Here is a 16,839-nt window from a genome sequence, read left to right on the forward strand (position 1 = left end):
GCTCCCCTGAGCGGTTCATCATCCGCGGGCCTCCGCCCGTGCGCTGACGCCTGCCCGGATGCCGGTCGAGCCCGGTGTGCCGCTCTCCCTGTGAACCGTGGAGGACCTCGTGAAGCACACCCTGCAGCGCCAGCTCCGTCGCCTCGCGACCGAGCGTCCGTACCAGATCGTCGCCGCCTCCGCCGCGGCCCTCGCGATCGCCACCACCACCGGTGCCCTGGTCGCCGGCGCCGACGACGCCCCCGCCGGCCCGCGCACCCCGACCACGGTCGCCGAGATGCGCAGTGACACCGTCGCCTCCCGTGGCGAGCTGCGGTCCGCGGCCCCGTCGGCGAGCGTCGCACCGAGCACCGCCGCCCCGGCCACCAGCGCCGCGTCCCCCGCCGCGAAGGCCACGAGGAACCCGGACGTCACCCGGAAGCCGACGCCGCCCAAGCCGCCCGCGACGAAGGTGCTCGACTACGACTACGAGGCGCAGAACACCTACTACAACTGCGGCCCGGCGGCCACCCGCAACGCGCTCAGCGCCAGCGGCATCGACCGTACGCAGGAGGAGCTCGGCGCCGAGCTGGGCACCACCGAGATGGGCACCAACTCGGCCGAGGACACCACCCGGGTGCTCAACGCCGAGGTGAAGGGCTCCCCGTACCGCACCCGGATGTTCGCGGGCGCGCCCAGCCCCGCTCAGATGGACCGTCTCCAGTCCGACGTCGTCAAGGCCATTACCGACGGCCGGGGCGTGGTGGCCAACGTCGTCGGCGACGCCACCGACACCGCCGGCGGCTGGCACTCCTACGGCGGTGGGCACTACATCGCCGTCGTCGGCTACAAGGACAACGGCCGTACCGTGCGGATCGCCGACTCGGCGAACCCGGCCGACCCGGCCTACTGGATCACCACGATCGACCTGGCGAACTGGATCGCCACCCGGGGCTACTCCGCCTGACCAAGGCGCGACATCCCACGACGCCGCGGGCGCCGTCTCCCACGAGGGGCCGGCGCCCGCGGCGTCTCCGTGTCGGGGCGCGACGCCGGTGAACGGCTCTCGTACCGGGCCGCGAACCGTGGGAGACTGCGGCCGTGGTGGATGAATCGGGTGGTCAAGCCGGCCGTGAGCCGATCCTGTTGCTGCTGCACGGCATGGGGGCGACGGGTGACGTGTGGCTGCCCTGGGCGCCACTACTGGAGCAACACTGGCCCGGCCGGTGGCTGGCGCCCGATCTCGCCGGTCACGGCTGGTCGGCGCCGCTGTCGTCGTACTCCTTCGAGGGTTTTGCCCAGCGGGTCGCCCAGGGCCTGGCCTCCGACGACCGCATCGTCGTGCTCGGGCACTCGCTCGGTGGCGTGGTCGGCCTGGCGCTGGCGGCCCGCGCCGCCGGCCTGCCGGTGGACGCCGTGGTGGGGTTGGGCATCAAGGCCGTCTGGTCACCGGCCGAGCTGACCCGCGCCGCGGACCTCGCCGCCCGCCCGGTGGGCTGGTTCACCAGCCGCACCGAGGCCGCCCGCCGGTATCTGCGGGTCGCCGGCCTCACCGGTCTGGTCCTCCCGGACCACCCGATGGTCGACGCCGGTCTGCGTCAGGTCGACGGCCGGTGGCGGCTCGCGATGGACGACGCCGCGTTCGGGGTCGGGGCGCCCGACCTGGCCGCGCTGCTCGCGGCGACCGACGTGCCGGTGGTGCTGGCCCGCGGGGAGCACGACCCGATGGTCACGGACGCGCAGCTCAAGGAGTACGGCGTACCGGTCGCCACGCTGCCCGGTCTCGGGCACAACGCGCACCTGGAGGATCCGGCGGCCGTGCTGGCGTTGCTGGACCCGTACCGCTGATCGATCAGGCGGCGGCGGGCGCGGGTAGTTCCCGGGCCGACGTCAGCTCGCGGCGGGCGGCGGTGAGGAACCCCTCGGCGTACGACTCGGCCGGGAAGTCGCCCAGGTACCGGCGGCGGGTGGCCCAGCGCGCGTCGGCCAGCGGATCGGTGTCCAGCAGGGCCGTGAGCACGACGTCCACGTTGGACATGTCACGCCGCAGCACGTAGCCCGAGCCGGCCAGCGGGAAGTGCTCGGTGAACCGCTCGCCCTCGCCGCCCATGTCGGTCACGGCGTACGGCTTGCCCGAGTAGAGGTAGTCGGAGATCACCCCGGAGACGTCGGAGACCAGCGCGTCCGAGCGGTTGACGCACTCGGTCAGGCTCAGCTCCCGGGCCGCCGTGCCGAACACGTGCTGCCGGCCGGTGCGAGCGCGGTCGGCGGCCAGCAGTTCGGTGAGCCGGCCCAACTGGCGTGCCGACGCGGGGTTCTGCGTCGTGTACGGGTGCGCCCGCAGGATGACCGTCGCGCCGCGCCCGAGCAGCTGCCGCAGCAGCTCCTCGGCCACTGGCAGGGAGCAGTAGTCGGCGTCGGCGTGGTGCCCGGTCCAGGTCGGGGTGTAGAGCACCGTCGGGTGCGACAGGCCCCGCGCCGGCTCCTGGCGTACCTCGATCGACTCGACCTGGGGACGCCCCACGACGACGAACTTGTCCGCCGGGATCTGTACCCCGGCCCGGGCGTACCGGTCGATCGCCGCCGGCCCGGCCACGAAGATCCGGTCGAAGATCCCGGACACCGGGTTGGCGCTGGGCGCCTTGTCGCTGTCGCCGTGGTGCAGTTGGACGTGGGTGAGCTGGGTGAACCGGATGCAGTGGCTGTTCTTCGCCCCGTGGTTGACGTAGAAGGCCACCCGTAGGCTCGGCACCAGCGCCTCGTCCATCGCGCGCAGGGTGGGGCAGTAGACCACCGGCGCGTCGGTGGCCGCGGCGATCGGCGCGAGGAACTCCGGCTCACGGACCAGCACCAGGAAGGGCCGGCCGATCCGTTCGAGGTACGGCAGCCACATGGTGACCTGGTACTCGGAGCCGGGCGGCGCGGAGAAGTAGAGCAGGAACTCCGGTTCGTGCCGGCGTAGCGCGCGGCCGACCTGCCCACCGCCGGCGGCCGGACGGAACCGTCGCCGGGCCAGGTCCAGCGCGACCACCCCGGCGCCGGCGGCCACCAGCAGGCTGGCGGCGAGCGCCACGAGGGCCGGCAGGGTCAGCGCGGCGGCGACCGCCACCACCGCGAGCAGACCCAGCAGGGCGACGCCGAGTCGGTCGGCGATCAGTGGCGTCCAGGCCCGCACCGGCAGGTTGGCGGTCCGGATCTCCAGGTTGCCCGCGGTGCGCAACGGCCCCACGAGCAACACCAGCCCCAGCAGGACCAGCGCCGTGGCGGCCAACGCCGGGTCGAACCCCTCGTCGAGGCGTCGGGAGTAGCCGACCAGGACCGCCGCGGCGATCAGGGCGGTCTCGGCGACCAGGTCGGCGCCCGGCCGGATCCGCTGCTCGGCGGCCGCCGCCACCAACGCGGCGACGGCCAACGCGAGGCCCCATCCGGTGCCGCCGGTCAGGGCCAGCACGACGAAGGCCAGCACGGCGAGCCCGGTGCTCAGGCACCGGGCGGCCAACTTGCGAACCAGGTCACCACGCATGTCGCTCCGTTCGCCGCCCTCGCTGTCGCGGTGCCGTCGGCGTCAGTTCGCCGAGGCCGCGGCCGGCGTCTCGGACCGGTCCGGGCCGGACTGCGTCGGCACGGACGGACCGTCACCAGGCGCCCGGCGTACGTCGATGACCTGGCCGGTCAGGTCGGAGATCAACACGTCGAGCGAGGACTGGGCCACCGCCTCCGCGGCCAGCAGGGTGTTCTCCGGCTCCTCGCCGAAGGCCCGCGTCCGCATGGGGGTCGCCGTCCGCTCCGGGTTGATGCAGTTGACCCGTACGCCGACGTCGGCCCACTCGTCGGCGAGCGCCTGGGTCAGGTTGACCAGGGCGGCCTTGGTGGACGAGTAGAGCGCGTAGCGGGCCCGACCCCGGGTGTACGAGCTGGAGGTGTAGAGCAGCAGCTGACCCTTGGTCTGCTGCAGGTACGGAAGGGCCTGTCGGGCGATGGTCACCGGACCGACGAAGTTGACCTGCAACACCCGGTCCATCGTCTCCTCGTCCATCTCGGCCAGGGCGCCCCGCTCCAGGATCCCGGCGGTGACCACCACGTGGTCGATCCGGCCGGTGGCCTCGAAGGCGGTCGTCAGCGCGGCCTCGACGTCCTCGGCGCGCTCGACATGGGTGCCCGTGGTGGAGCGGCTGAACGGGAAGACCTGCGCGCCGTAGCGCCGTGCCAGCTCGGTCAGCTCGTGACCGATGCCGTAGCTGCCGCCGAACACGACGATCGTCCGGCCCGTCAGCTCCTCGGTGTAGCTGCGGTGGTCGGTCAGCCGGGGCGCCTGCGCCGCCGCGAGCTGGAAGAGCTTGTCCGCCAGGTGCACGTCGACCGGGTGGGTGACCTTGATGTTCTCGTCCGAGCCGTCGATCACCTTGATCGGCGTGCCCGGCAGGTACCGCAGCACCACGCCGCAGTCGTCGGTGGCGGCGAAGTCGGGGTCGTCCTCGGCGATCCGGTACGCCTCGCGGATCGTGGGGGAGCGGAACGCCTGCGGGGTCTGTCCCCGGCGCAGCCGGGAGCGCACCGGGATGTCGGTGATGCAGTCGTTCTCGTCCACCTGGATGATCGTGTCGGCGGAGGGGATGGCGACGTCGACGGCGTCGTAGGTCCACAGCGCGTTCACGCACTCACGGACGATCCGGCCGCTGAGCAGCGGGCGGACGGCGTCGTGGAAGAGGATGTTGCAGTCGGCCGGCCCGACGGCGTCGAGCGCGATCCGGGTGGTCGCGTTGCGGGTGTCGCCGCCCTCGATCACCTTGGTGACCTTGCGCAGGCCGGCCTTCTCGACGATCTGCCGGGCGTCGTCGACGTGGCCGGTCGCCATCAGCACGATGATCTCGTCGATCTCCGGAGCGGCCTCGAAGACCGCCAGGGTGTGCTCGATGATCGGCTTACCGGCGATCTTGAGGAGCTGCTTGGGGATGCCGAGGCCCAGCCGGGTCCCGGTGCCGCCGGCCAGCACCACGGCCACTGTCCGCGAGGGCCGCCACGGTGCGGGGGTCTCCGTTGCGGCGTCCGGGCCAGTGGTCTGGTCCTGCGTCATTGCCGGATCCTCACTCTCAGGTTTGCGTTAACGGAAAGTTCCGCCCGAGCGGCGACGGAATGAACCTTAACGCGCGGACCGCGCCGCCCCAACGCGGGCGACGCGGTCCTGGTTGCCGTGTCGATGCCGGGGGTTGGCCGGCACTCTACTTGCTGTTCGCGTACGCCTCGTACGCGCGGATGACCTCGTCGGTCGGGCCGTCCATCCGAATGAGGCCCGATTCCAGCCAGATCGTCCGTTCGCAGGTGTCGCGCACGGAGGAGAGCTGGTGGCTGACCAGGAACACCGTGCCGGCGCCCTCGCGCAGCTCGCGGACGCGCTGCTCGCTGCGCTTGCGGAAGCCCTTGTCGCCGGTGGCGAGCGCCTCGTCGATGAGCAGCACGTCGTGCTTCTTGGCGGCGGCGATGGAGAACCGCAGCCGGGCGGCCATGCCCGACGAGTACGTGCGCATCGGCAGGCTGGCGAAGTCACCCCGCTCGTTGATCCCGGAGAAGTCGATGATCCCCGCGGCCTGCTTGGCGACCTCGTCGGGGTGCATGCCCATCGCGAGGCACCCCAGCACGACGTTGCGCTCGCCGGAGAGGTCGTTGAGCAGCGCCGCGTTCACACCGAGCAGCGACGGCTGCCCCTGGGTGTGGATCGCGCCCCGGTTGACCGGCAGCAGGCCGGCGATGGCCCGCAGGATCGTGGACTTGCCCGAGCCGTTGCTGCCGATCAGCCCGATCGCCTCGCCCCGGTACGCGGTGAACGACACGCCCTTGACGGCGTGCACCTCCCGCACGTTCGGCGCGTTGGTGCGCTTGACCAGCCGGCGCAGCGCCGCCACGGGCGTGGTGCCACCGGTGGCGCCCTGGTGGACCCGGTAGATGATGTGCGCGTCGTCCACCACGACGGTGGGGATCCGCTCGGGCGTCAGCACGGGCAGGGAGACGGTCGCCTCGTCGGCGGCCGGCAGGGAATCAACCACGGCCGTACTCCTGTTCGCCGCGCCAGAAGTAGATGTAGCCACCGATGCCGGCCACCAGCGCCCAACCGGCGGCGACCAGCCAGAGCTGGGTCAGCGACTCGTTGAGCAGTGGCGCCTGCTCGAGCAGCGCGTACCGGGCCAACTCGATGTAGACCAGCAGCGGGTTGAACTGGACCAGCGTCGTCGCCCAGCCGGGCAGCCGCTCGAAGAGGCTGACGCTGTAGAGGACGCCGGAGCCGTACATCCAGGTGCGCATGACGAACGGCATGACCTGCTTGAGGTCGCTGGCCTTGGAACCCAGCCGGGCGACGAGCAGCACCACGCCGGCGTTGAAGACCGCCTGCAGGAGCAGCGCCGGCACCAGCAACAGCCAGTCCCAGGTGATCGGCTCGCCGGTGACCAGCACGATGCCGACCAGCACCACCATCGACGCGAGAAGCTGCTGGAACTGGGTCACGGTGGTGGACAGCGGCAGGCTGGCCCGGGGGAAGTGCAGTGCCCGGATCAGCCCGAGGTTGCTGCTGATCGACTGGGTGCCGGCCAGGACCGCGCTCTGGGTGAAGTTGAAGATGAACAACCCGGTGGTCAGGTACGCGATGAAGTTCGGGATGCTCTTCTGATCCAGCACCACCCCGAAGATCAGGTAGTAGACCGCGGCGTTGGTCAGCGGGGTGAGCACCTGCCAGAGCTGGCCCAGCTTGGCGTTGCTGTAGGACGCGACCAGCTTGGCGTTGGCGTACGCGGCGATGAAGTGCCGGTAGGCCCAGAGTCGGCGGCTGTACTCGACGAGGGTGGGTCGCTCACCGGCGACCCGTAGCCCGTGCCGAGCGGCCAGCTGCGCCTGGGTCAGGCCCGTGTCAGGGTCGACCAGCGCGGTGGTGGCCATGGAAATGGCACTCCGATCTTTCGTGCAGACGGGTTGCTCGCGACGATGGAATCCTAGTGGGAACTGTGCGCGGGACGCCGCCTCGTCGCTGCGTGGACAGTAGTCCGAAACACGTCGGGACGCAACCGTACCGTCGTTGCGCTACTCTAGCGGGCGTGACCTGCGAGAAGAGTCCTCGGTGACGACCGAGAAGAGGCGCGTGCCGGCCGGCGCGGCGGTGCTGCGCGACGAGATCACCACGGCCATCCGGCGTGCCCTGATGCAGGAGCTGGCGGCGGTCGGCTACGGCCGGCTCTCCATCGAGGCGGTGGCCCGACGAGCCGGCGTCAGCAAGACGGCGGTCTACCGCCGGTGGAGCTCGAAGCTCGACCTGGTGGTGGAGATCGTCGCCGCCGCCGCACAGGGCAAGCTGCCGGTGCTGGACACCGGCACCCTGCGCGGGGACCTCGCGCTGCTGTTCCAGGCCGTGGCGCACGCGCTGCGCCACCCCCTGGCGTCGCAGATCATCCCCGACCTGCTGGCCGAGGCGGCCCGCAACCCGACCATCGACGAGACCCTGCGACAGGTGCTGCGCGCCCGCCAGCAGGAGATCGGCGGTCGCCTGGTCGCCCGCGCCGTGCAGCGCGGCGAGCTGCCCGGCGACACCGACCCGGACGCGGCCGTCGACCTGATCGTCGGCCCGCTCTACTGGCGGCTCGCCATCGCCCGCCTGCCGCTCACCGACAGCTACCTGGACAACCTGGTCGAATCCGTGGCCGCCGGACTCGGCGCGACCGGCGTCGTACCCCTGCCGCGGGCGACGCCGGTGTCCGGCTGACCGGGCCGCGACACCACCCACGACGGGGACCTGGCGGGCCGCTCGCCTCCGCTAGGCTGCCCCCTTGACAACCGGCCGTCACCGAGCCGACATCCACTCTTCGCCCCCAGATCCGCCTGACGAGAAGGACGCCCGTGGCCAACGTCGACAGCATCGCCGTCGCGCCCACTGACCCGGACCCGACGCCGCGCCCCGAGCCGGCGTCCCGGTCGGGTCAGGGCCCCGACCGTAGCCCCGCCGCCCGGGTACGCGCGCTGGTGGCCGCCGCCCCGACGCTGCTCACCGACGGGGCCGTGGTCGCGTTCGCGCTCTTCACCGTCCTCTACCACGCGGCCTTCCTGGCGGATCTGCGTCCGTCGGTGACCTTCCGGATCTGGCTGGTCGCCTGCGTCGTGCTCGCCGTGGTGGCGATGCTGCGTGCCCGACGCCGCTCCGCGGCCCTGCGCGAGGAGAGCGCGCCGTCCGAGCCGGTCGAGCCGACCGGAACGCGGCCTGCCCTGGACCGGCGGCTGCTGATCGGCGTGCTCGTCGCCGCCGCGGTGGCCGCGGTCAGCGCCGGAGTGGTCGGCACCGGCGCCGCCGTCTCGTGGTGGATCCCGGCGGTCGCGGGCCTGCTCGCGGCGACCGGTGGGATCCTGCTGCTGCGTCGGGTCTGGCTGGACGGCCCGACGCCCACCTCGATCGCGCCGATGCCCACGGCGGGGCAGTCGGCGTACGCGTTGGCCATCTCGGTGCTGGTCGGGATCTCCTCGTTCTTCCTCGCCCGGAACACCCCGGACGACGTCTACTACGTCGGGAAGTCGGTCTGGATCGCCGAGCGGGACCTCATTCCGCTCAACGACTTCCTGTTCTCCGAGAACGTCCTGCCGGCGATGGGTTCGCAACCCCCGATCCCCTCGATCGAGGTGTTCGACGGCGCGCTCGGCAACGTGCTCGGGATCCACGGCGCCTCGGCCACCTGGTACGTGATGCTGCCGATCATGGCGGTGGTGGCGGTGCTCGCCCTCTGGCGGCTGACCCAGCGTTGGGCGCCCCGGCGGCCGGTGCTCGCCTTCACGGTCGCCGTCGCCTACCTGTACCTGGTCGCCGGCGGGGACGCCGCGCTGGGCACGTTCCACCTGCCCCGGCTCTACGAGGGCAAGGGCATGTTCGTCTCGGCCGTCATCCCGCTGATGTGGCTCTACCTGACCGAGTGGTTCGACCGGCGCACCCGGCGGAGCCTGCTGCTCATCGTGGCGCTCTCCATCACCGCCATCGGCCTCACCACCACCGCCGCGATCATCCTGCCGATGCTGGTCGGCGCCGCCGGCTTCGCCATGCTGCTGGTCGGGCGCTGGAAGCCCGCCCTGGTGGCGGCGGTGGCCGCTCTCACGTACCCGATCGGCTCCCTCGTGGTGTCCCGCCTCCTGCTCGGCGCGCTGGCCGCCGACGGCGCGGACGACGCCTTCTTCGACGCGGCGTACACCTACAAGCGGACCCTGTTGTTCGGTGTGGTCGGGGTGATCTCCGGCCTGGCGCTCTGGTGCGGCCCGCTGCTGGCCCGTCGACGTACGCCCGCGCTGCTCACCGCCGGCGCGACCCTGGCGCTGAGCGTGCTGTTCGTTCCCGGCGTACTGGAGACGTTGAGCGCGCTCAGCGGCATCTCGGTCGTGCTGTGGCGGGTGCCGTGGCTGCTCGCCCTGCCGACCCTGATCGGGCTGCTCTGCACGGTTCGCGTGCCGGCCCCCACGCCGGTGCTGCGTCGTGCGGCGTCCGGGGGGATCGCGGTGTTGCTGGTCGCCTCGTTCGCGCTCTTCGCCACTCCGATGTGGTCCGCCAAGAGTTGGGTCGACGTGCACGAGCGGCCCACCTGGAAGCTGCCGCAGCAGCGTCAGTCGATCGCTTTCTGGATCAAGGGATTGGACCGGCCGTCGGGTCTGCTGCTGGCCCCGAAGACCATCATGCGCACCTCGTTGGTCGTCACCAGCCAGGTTCGGGTCGTCCTACCGCGCGACTTCTACCTCGTCGAGTACGACCTGAACTCCCAGTTCGCCAAGGACCGGCTGCTGCTCGCGGGCTTCGCCGACGGCGCCACCACCGCGACGCCGGCCGAGCTGGCACCGGCGCTGGACCGACTGGACGTGGGCACCATCTGCGTCTACAACGGAAACCAGTACGCCCGTGACCTGGCGCCGCAGCTCGGCTACCAGGAGTTCGCGAAGCGTCGCAAGCCCGGAGCGATGACGTGTTTCCGGCGGATCGGCTGAGCAGGTCGCCCCTGAACCGGCCGGCGCCGCAACGGTGTGGCGCCGGCCGTTCGGCGAGGTGACCGAAATGTGCGCGCGATACCCGAGCGACACCGCTGGGGGTGTTCGCGTTAAGGTCGCAGTCATCACTACCGCCCGCCGCACGGGGTCTGGACCACCACATCCGTGGCCTGCCGCTCCGGGCGCGCGGTAGGTCATGCGCTACGGGGAGTGTCACCGACGCACCACGGGCATGCGTCCACCACGGAAATCGTAGGGAGCGAACTCGTTGTTCGGCACGTTGACAGGACGCATCGGAGTGGCCGCCCGCAGCGCGCTGCTGGTGCTGGCCTACCTGGTCATGCTCGTCGCAGGCGCCTTCGGTTGGATCGGCGTGTTCGCCGTCGCCGGACTGGCGGCGGTGGTCGGCGAGTTCGCCACCGCCCGCTGGTCCCCGCCGTCGCAGGTGCTGCTGGAGAAGGTCGGTCTGAACTTCTCGTACCGGCAGTTGACCCGTGACCTCTCGGCCGTGCTGCTGGTCGCCGCCCAGGTCGAGCTCGACGGCGTCGAGTTGAGCCTCCTGCTGATCCTGCCGGCGGCGGTGTGGGTCGTCTCGGTCTTCGCGGGCGCGCTCTCCACCATGATCGACCGTCGTAACCCGCAGTCCGCCCTGGTCCGCAACATCGAGCTGGGCCCCCTGCGCTCGGCTCCCCGCCCGCCGGCCTGGGCCGCGGCCGTCGCGGGGGACCGGATGCCCCTGCTCAACCTGCTGCTCGTCCCGGCCGCGGTGGTCGCCGCCGTGCGGCACGAGCCGACGCCGTACTTCGTCGCCGCCGCGGCGACGGTCGCGGCGACCGGGGTGGTGGGCGCGATCATCGCCCTGACGTGGCTGCGCGGTCGGGGCTCCGGCCAGGGGCCGCTGATGCCGGCCGTGCAGCGCTGGCTCGACTCGTACCGGCCCGAGGTGGCGCTCTACTTCGCCGGTCCCGCCAAGGACGTCTACCAGGCCAACATGTGGCTCGCCCCGACCGAGGCGCTGAACCAGCGCGGGGTGGTGCTGATGCGCAGCCGGGAGGCGTTCGCCGAGCTGGCCGACACCCGACTGCCGGTGATCTGCGTACCGGCCGGGGTGGACTTCATGAACCTCGAACTCGGCAGCGTCCGCGCGGCCCTCTACGCCGCGAACGTCGGCGCGAACATCCACATGCTGCGCGAGCCCGGCATGAAGCACGTCTTCGTGGGGCACGGCGACAGCGACAAGCAGGCCAGCGTCAACCCCTACAGCAAGGTGTACGACGAGGTCTGGGTGGCGGGCCTGGCGGGTCGGGAGCGGTACGCCCGTGCCGGGGTGGGCGTGCTCGACTCGGACATCGTGGAGATCGGTCGGCCGCAGTTGGCCGGCGTGCACACCTTCGGGGCCGAGTCGGTGGACCGCCCGTTCACCGTCCTCTACGCGCCCACCTGGGAGGGTTGGCTGGACGACGACCCGTACCACACCTCGCTGGTGCTGATGGGTGAGCGGATCGTCAAGGGCCTGCTGGCGAACAACCCCGGGGTGCGTCTGATCTACAAGCCGCACCCGCTCACCGGGTCGCGGTCCAAGGCGGCCAAGGCGGTGCACGACCGGATCGTCGAGGCGATCCGGGCCGCCGGCGGAGACCCCGACGCGGCTTCCCTGGACGGCACCGGGCACCTCGTGGTGACCGGCCGCACGCCCGGGCTGTTCGACTGCTTCAACCAGACCGACCTGCTGATCAGCGACGTGTCCAGTGTGGTCTCGGACTTCGTGCAGAGTCAGCGGCCGTACGTGGTGGCCAACCCGTCCGGCCTGCCGGAGGACGAGTTCCGCCGGGAGTACCCGACCGCGCGGGCCGCGTACCTGCTCTCCGCCGACTGCGGTGAGCTGGAGAAGATCGTGGCGGTGACCCGGGCCGGCGACGACCCGATGACCGAGGCGCGCCGAGACCTGAAGACCTACCTGTTGGGGCCGGCGGAGGCCAACCCGATGGACCGGTTCGCCGAGGAGATCACCCGGCTCTGCCGCTGACCTGACACGTCCCGCGCCCGGCCCGACACCTGTCGGACCGGGCGCGGTCGTGTCGGCGGGAGTGGTACGGCGGCCTCAGTCGAGAAGGGCGGCGACCGCGTCGGCGACCGGGGTGTCCGCCGGCAAGGCCCGTGCCGTCACCACCGCGCTCAGCGGCAGCGGCCCGTACAGGTGGGGGAACAGCTGTCCGCCGCGCGACGGCTCCCAGCGCAGGGCGTCGGCCAGCCGGTCCTCGTCCACGCCCAGCAGGGTGAGGCCGGTGACGCCGGAGAAGTGCCGGCGGGCGGTCTCCACCACCTGGTCGGCGGCGGAGAGGTGGATGAAACCGTCCTGGCGGTCCAGGGCCGAGCCGGCGACGGCACCGGCGACCTGGGCGTCGTCCCACTCCACGGTCGGCAACAGCTTGTAGATCACCTCCGCAGACTACGTCGCCCGCGTTTCGGCCGTACCGCCGCCGATGGCGGTCACCGCCCGGCATGCTCAGGTGGACCGGCCGGAAAGGGATGGACGATGGCGAGCTACGACGACGACTGGACCGACACCCAGCGCGGGCTGTACGACGAGTGCTACCGGGCCGGCGGCGAGTGGGCCGAGGACCCGGACACCCCGTCCGACGACGTGCAGCACGTGATCAACCTGGCCGAGGCGGACGACGACGCCTTCGACGACGCCGAGATCGACTTTCCGCCCCTGGTCGACGCCGTCACCCAGGCCAGCGGCGTCAACGTCACCAGCGTGCCCGCCCGGCACGACGACCCCGGTTTCCGGGGCTTCGCCGACGGCGTGCGGGACGCGGTCGCCGACGACACGTTCGGTCTGTAGAGCCTGACCGGGAGGTGGCCCTCCCGCTCGCGGCGCGCTTCTGCCACCATTTCGCAGGACGGCTGCGACGGATGGGGGCACGGTGCGGATCCTGCTGGTGGAGGACGACCGCCGGGTGGCAGCCGCGCTCTCTTCCGCTCTGACCCGTCGTGGCTACCAGGTCGAGCACGCCGCCACCGTCGCCGCGGCGCTCTCCGCCGCCCCCTGCGACCTGGTGCTGCTCGATCTGACCCTGCCCGACGGCGACGGCACCGAGGTGTGCCGGGAGCTGCGCCGGCGCAGTAGTCAGCTCGGCATCATCGCGGTGACCGCGCGGGGCGAGGAGCGGGACCGGGTCCTCGGGCTGCGCCTGGGCGCGGACGACTACGTGGTCAAACCGTTCTCGATGGTGGAGTTGCAGGCCCGCATCGAGGCGGTGCTGCGCCGGGCCGCGAACGCCGCCCCCGAGCGGCACCTGATCGAGGCGGGTGCGGTGCGCATCGACGTGGCCGCCCGCACTGTGACGGTGGCGGGGCGTGCGGTGACGCTGACCCGCAAGGAGTTCGACGTGCTGCTGTCGCTCGCCCGCCAGCCGGGGGTGGCGGTGCCCCGCGACCGCATCCTGCTCGACGCCTGGGGCACCACCTGGGGCGATCCGCACACCGTCGAGGTGCACGTCGGGTCGTTGCGCGGCAAGCTGGGTGACGCGCGGCTGGTGGAGACCGTCCGTGGGGTCGGCTACCGGCTGCGCGATGCGTGAGGAGACGCCGTGCGCCGCCGACTGGTGATCAGTTACCTGCTGCTGATGGTGCTCGTCCTCGTCGCGCTGGAGAGCCCTCTCGCCGTGACCCTGGCCAGCCGGGAGACCGAGCGGGTACGCGCCGACCGGCTCGCCGACGCCACCCGGTTCGCCTCGCTGGCCGGTCCGGCGCTGCGGGGCGGCGAGCCCGGCCCGATCGGCGCGGAGCTGCGCAGCTACGACGAGCTGTACGGGATCGGCGCTGCGGTCGTCGACCGGGACCGGGGCATCGTGGTCGACTCGGCGAGCTGGCGGTCCACGGGGACCGCCACGGTCCTGGACGTCGCGCTGTCCGGGCAGCAGTCCAGCGCGCCCGAGTCGATCTGGCCGTGGTCCGCCGGGCCGGTGGTGGTGGCGGTGCCCATCAACGACGGCGGTGAGGTCCTCGGCGCGGTGGTGATCGCGACGCCGGCCGGCGAGATCCGTCGGGCCGTGGCCATCTGGTGGCTGCTGCTGACCCTGGCCGGTCTGCTCGTGGTGCTGGCCTGCGTGCTCACGGCGTTCGGCCTGGCCGGCTGGGTGCTGCGGCCGGTCACCGAGCTGGACGCGGTCACCCACGAGATCGCCGAGGGCGACCGGCGCGCCCGTGTGCAGCACCGACTCGGTCCGCCGGAGCTGCGCCGCCTTGCGACCAGCTTCAACCACATGGCCGACGTGGTCTCCGACGTGATGGACCGGCAGCGCGCGTTCGTCGCGCACGCCAGCCACCAGTTGCGTAATCCACTCACGGCGCTGCGGCTGCGGGTGGAGGAGCTGGGCCCCAGCCTCAGCGACGCGGACGGGCGCTCCGAGCACCGGCTGGCGTTGGAGGAGACCGACCGGTTGGCGCTGGTGCTCGACGCGCTGCTCACCCTGGCCCGGGCCGAACGCGAGGAGAACGAGCGGGTCACCGTGGACGCCGCCGCCGTCGCGGCCTCCCGGGTGGCCGCGTGGGCGCCGTTGGCCCGGCACCGGTCGGTCGCGCTCCGCCTGGCCACGAGCGACGCACCCGCGTACGCGCGGACCGTGCCGACCGCCGTCGACCAGGCACTGGACGCCCTGATCGACAACGCGGTGAAGTTCAGCGGGGCCGGCGGGGCGGTGACGGTGACGGTGGCCCGCCGCGACGACGGGGTCCTGTTGGAGGTGCGGGACACCGGCCCGGGCATGACGGAGAGTCAGCTCCGCCAGGCCACCGAGCGGTTCTGGCGGGCCCCGGACGCGCAGAACGTCGACGGTGCCGGGCTCGGCCTGACCATCGTCGCCGTGCTGGTGGACGCCTCCGACGGGCGGCTCACCATGCGTGCCGGCACCCCGCGCGGGCTGGTCGCCGGCCTGTGGTTTCCGACGGCCGAGCCGGTGGGAGAGCCGGTCGACGGGGACCCGGCCGACGGGGACCCGGCCGCCGATCTGTGGCCCACTCCGGCCCGCTAGCGGCGAACCCGAGGCTGCTCAGGGCTTGGCCGCCCGGTACCAGGCGGCGGCCCCCGGGTGCAGCGGCAGAGGCGCGGTGGCGATCGCCGAGCGGGGGCTCATCCGCCCCGCCGCCGGGTGCGCCGCGCCCAGCTCGGCCCGACGCTCCATCAGCAGTCGGGTCACATCCCGGACCAGCGGCTCCGGCAGGTCGGCCCGCACGATCAGGTAGTTCGGGTCGGCGACCGTGGTGACCGGGTTCATCCCGTACACCGAGCGGGGGATGTCCCGGGAGACGTAGACCTGCCCGTAGCGGGCGCGCAGGGGCTCCGTCCACTCGCCCAGGTCGACGATCCGGGTGGCGCTGCGTCCGGCCAACTCCCCGATGCCCCGGACCGGCAGGCCACCGGAGAAGAAGAACGCGTCGATGCGTCCCGACCGCAGGGCGGTCACCGAGTCGTCCAGGCCGAGCCGTTCCCGGCGTACCGCGTCGCCACCGAGCCGGGCCACCTCCAACAGTCGGGTCGCCGTGATCTCGGTGCCGGAGCCGGCCGCACCCACGGATACGCGGCGGCCCCGCAGGTCGCCGACCGTACGCACCGGCCCGCCGTCGGTCGTGACCAGGTGCAGCTGGTCGTCGTACACCCGCGCCACCGCGTCCACCGACGGGCTCTGCGTCGGGCTGGTGGGCAGCACGTCGGCCTGGGTGAAGCCCAGCTCGGCAGCCCCCGTGCTGACCAGGCGGACGTTCTCCGCCGAGGCCGCGGTGATCACCACGCTGGCCCGTACCCCGGGCAGTTCGCGGTTGAGGATGGTCGCGAGGGACTGTCCGAACGCGTAGTACACGGCGGTGGGGCTGCCGGTGGCGATCCTGATCTCCACGGCCTCGCCCGGGTCGTCCCGGCAGCCGGCGACGGTCAGGGCCACGACCAGCGCCAGCGCCGCCGCCCACCCGCGGCGTCGACCGGCCCGAGGAGACGAGGTACGACTCACGCGGTGCACTGTGCGCGCTCCGACGGGCACACGCAAGCCCGTACCCGTCAGTACCGCCGGTACGGGCCCTCGTTCAGCGGGCCGGGCGGGGGCCCGGGGTCATCAGCGCGTCGCGCGCCGGCTCCATCGACGCGCTGCGCAGGATGCGTTCCCGGTCTGGCCCGTCGGCCACGCTCACCAGGAAACAGCCGGTGCCCGGGCGGAGTGCGGCCGGTACGTCGAGCACGGCCGCGCTGCGGATCAGCACGGCCGCCAACTCCCGGTCGGTGAGCCGTACACCGAGGATGTGCCGCCGTACGTGCCGCCCGCCGGCCAGCAGCGCCGACCGCCACGCCGCCGCCGCGAGGCGGGACATCCACCGGCGGCGGGCCGGCGAGGCGCCCGGCACGGGGCCGCCCAACAGCTCCCGACGTCCCTGCCACCAGCCGGCATCCATCAACCGGCCGTACGCGCCCCGGTGCTCCGGCGGCACCCACAGCCGGTGCAGCTCGTAGCGGCGGCGTAGTCCGCCGACCGTCACCTCCTGGGCGACCGGGATGTCGAGGCGGGCGAGCAACTGGCGCATCCGCTGCGCGGCGTCCTCCCGGTTGAACTCGACCCCCGGCGCCTGCGCCGGTGTGGTGGCGCTCGACCGGGCACCCGTCGGAGGCGCCGTGCAGCGCAGCAGGCAGGAGGCCTCGAAGGCGTCGCCCAGGGTCAGCCAGTCCAGCGGAGGTGGCGTCGCCGGCGAGCGGGGCCGGTCGAGCAGGGCGGGATCGCGGACCAACTGAAGGCTCCCTCGTCGGAGTCTGGGTTCCCCTACCGTGACCCCTGCGCGGCCGTTACGGAACGTGTCCCGCCCAGCCTTGAGGAAATCTTG

Annotated in this window: 15 protein-coding genes; 8 read left to right on the plus strand and 7 right to left on the minus strand. The window is 72.6% G+C overall.

Going from position 1 to position 16,839, the window contains the following annotated elements:
* Positions 1-97 precede the first annotated feature (97 nt).
* Positions 98-946 (plus strand): C39 family peptidase, encoded by an 849-nt coding sequence (locus ACQPZK_RS10155; protein WP_433538051.1) that lies wholly within the window; start codon positions 98-100, stop codon positions 944-946.
* Between the two features lie 134 nt (positions 947-1,080).
* Positions 1,081-1,827 (plus strand): alpha/beta fold hydrolase, encoded by a 747-nt coding sequence (locus ACQPZK_RS10160; RefSeq protein ID WP_433538052.1) that lies wholly within the window; start codon positions 1,081-1,083, stop codon positions 1,825-1,827.
* A gap of 4 nt (positions 1,828-1,831) precedes the next feature.
* Here ACQPZK_RS10160 and ACQPZK_RS10165 read toward each other — a convergent pair whose 3' ends face one another.
* From ACQPZK_RS10165 to ACQPZK_RS10180, 4 genes are all read right to left on the minus strand, one after another.
* Positions 1,832-3,502: a CDP-glycerol glycerophosphotransferase family protein gene (locus ACQPZK_RS10165; RefSeq protein WP_433538053.1), complete on the minus strand. Its 1,671-nt coding sequence runs from the start codon at positions 3,500-3,502 to the stop codon at positions 1,832-1,834.
* A 42-nt stretch (positions 3,503-3,544) separates the two neighbouring features.
* A complete protein-coding gene (locus ACQPZK_RS10170) occupies positions 3,545-5,053 on the minus strand; it encodes a D-ribitol-5-phosphate cytidylyltransferase (protein ID WP_433538054.1) in 1,509 nt (502 codons plus the stop codon).
* Between the two features lie 145 nt (positions 5,054-5,198).
* Positions 5,199-6,008 carry an ABC transporter ATP-binding protein gene (locus tag ACQPZK_RS10175; RefSeq protein ID WP_422740642.1) on the minus strand — a complete coding sequence of 270 codons (810 nt, stop codon included), beginning with the start codon at positions 6,006-6,008 and terminating at the stop codon, positions 5,199-5,201.
* Between the two features lie 4 nt (positions 6,009-6,012).
* Positions 6,013-6,906 (minus strand): ABC transporter permease, encoded by an 894-nt coding sequence (locus tag ACQPZK_RS10180; protein WP_433538055.1) that lies wholly within the window; start codon positions 6,904-6,906, stop codon positions 6,013-6,015.
* A 217-nt stretch (positions 6,907-7,123) separates the two neighbouring features.
* On the opposite strand from ACQPZK_RS10180, the gene ACQPZK_RS10185 reads away from it, so the two are divergent.
* The 3 genes from ACQPZK_RS10185 to ACQPZK_RS10195 all read left to right on the plus strand — a co-directional run bounded on the left by ACQPZK_RS10185 (position 7,124) and on the right by ACQPZK_RS10195 (position 11,995).
* Positions 7,124-7,723: a TetR/AcrR family transcriptional regulator gene (locus ACQPZK_RS10185; protein ID WP_433539163.1), complete on the plus strand. Its 600-nt coding sequence runs from the start codon at positions 7,124-7,126 to the stop codon at positions 7,721-7,723.
* Between the two features lie 134 nt (positions 7,724-7,857).
* On the plus strand, positions 7,858-9,969 hold the full coding sequence (locus ACQPZK_RS10190; protein ID WP_433538056.1) for a DUF6077 domain-containing protein: 2,112 nt from the start codon (positions 7,858-7,860) through the stop codon (positions 9,967-9,969).
* A gap of 268 nt (positions 9,970-10,237) precedes the next feature.
* Positions 10,238-11,995, plus strand: a complete 1,758-nt coding sequence (locus tag ACQPZK_RS10195) for a CDP-glycerol glycerophosphotransferase family protein (RefSeq protein ID WP_433538057.1) — start codon at positions 10,238-10,240, stop codon at positions 11,993-11,995.
* Positions 11,996-12,070: 75 nt separating this feature from the next.
* On the opposite strand, the gene ACQPZK_RS10200 is transcribed toward ACQPZK_RS10195, so the two are convergent.
* Positions 12,071-12,409, minus strand: coding sequence for a DUF952 domain-containing protein (locus tag ACQPZK_RS10200; protein ID WP_433538058.1), 339 nt, complete (start codon positions 12,407-12,409; stop codon positions 12,071-12,073).
* Positions 12,410-12,505: 96 nt separating this feature from the next.
* Between ACQPZK_RS10200 and ACQPZK_RS10205 the strand changes: the two genes are divergently transcribed.
* From ACQPZK_RS10205 to ACQPZK_RS10215, 3 genes are all read left to right on the plus strand, one after another.
* Complete coding sequence (locus tag ACQPZK_RS10205; protein WP_425892776.1) at positions 12,506-12,817, plus strand: hypothetical protein; 312 nt, start codon at positions 12,506-12,508, stop codon at positions 12,815-12,817.
* 82 nt (positions 12,818-12,899) lie between these two features.
* Complete coding sequence (locus ACQPZK_RS10210) at positions 12,900-13,556, plus strand: response regulator transcription factor (protein ID WP_355050323.1); 657 nt, start codon at positions 12,900-12,902, stop codon at positions 13,554-13,556.
* Positions 13,557-13,565: 9 nt separating this feature from the next.
* On the plus strand, positions 13,566-15,008 hold the full coding sequence (locus tag ACQPZK_RS10215; RefSeq protein ID WP_433538059.1) for a sensor histidine kinase: 1,443 nt from the start codon (positions 13,566-13,568) through the stop codon (positions 15,006-15,008).
* A gap of 18 nt (positions 15,009-15,026) precedes the next feature.
* Here the strand turns inward: ACQPZK_RS10215 and ACQPZK_RS10220 are convergent, their stop codons facing one another.
* Both ACQPZK_RS10220 and ACQPZK_RS10225 read right to left on the minus strand, forming a co-directional pair.
* Complete coding sequence (locus ACQPZK_RS10220) at positions 15,027-15,989, minus strand: TAXI family TRAP transporter solute-binding subunit (protein WP_433538060.1); 963 nt, start codon at positions 15,987-15,989, stop codon at positions 15,027-15,029.
* Between the two features lie 64 nt (positions 15,990-16,053).
* Positions 16,054-16,746: a hypothetical protein gene (locus ACQPZK_RS10225; protein ID WP_433538061.1), complete on the minus strand. Its 693-nt coding sequence runs from the start codon at positions 16,744-16,746 to the stop codon at positions 16,054-16,056.
* Between the last annotated feature and the right edge of the window lie 93 nt (positions 16,747-16,839).

This window comes from Micromonospora sp. CA-249363, from assembly GCF_050950185.1.
GTDB lineage: Bacteria > Actinomycetota > Actinomycetes > Mycobacteriales > Micromonosporaceae > Micromonospora.

What these genes read in the sequence shown, in the direction of transcription:
- ACQPZK_RS10165 (WP_433538053.1), bottom strand. Translation starts at nt 3,502, where the DNA reads ATGCGTGGTGACCTGGTTCGCAAGTTGGCCGCCCGGTGCCTGAGCACC.
- ACQPZK_RS10205 (WP_425892776.1), top strand. Translation starts at nt 12,506, where the DNA reads ATGGCGAGCTACGACGACGACTGGACCGACACCCAGCGCGGGCTGTAC.
- ACQPZK_RS10170 (WP_433538054.1), bottom strand. Translation starts at nt 5,053, where the DNA reads ATGACGCAGGACCAGACCACTGGCCCGGACGCCGCAACGGAGACCCCC.
- ACQPZK_RS10180 (WP_433538055.1), bottom strand. Translation starts at nt 6,906, where the DNA reads ATGGCCACCACCGCGCTGGTCGACCCTGACACGGGCCTGACCCAGGCG.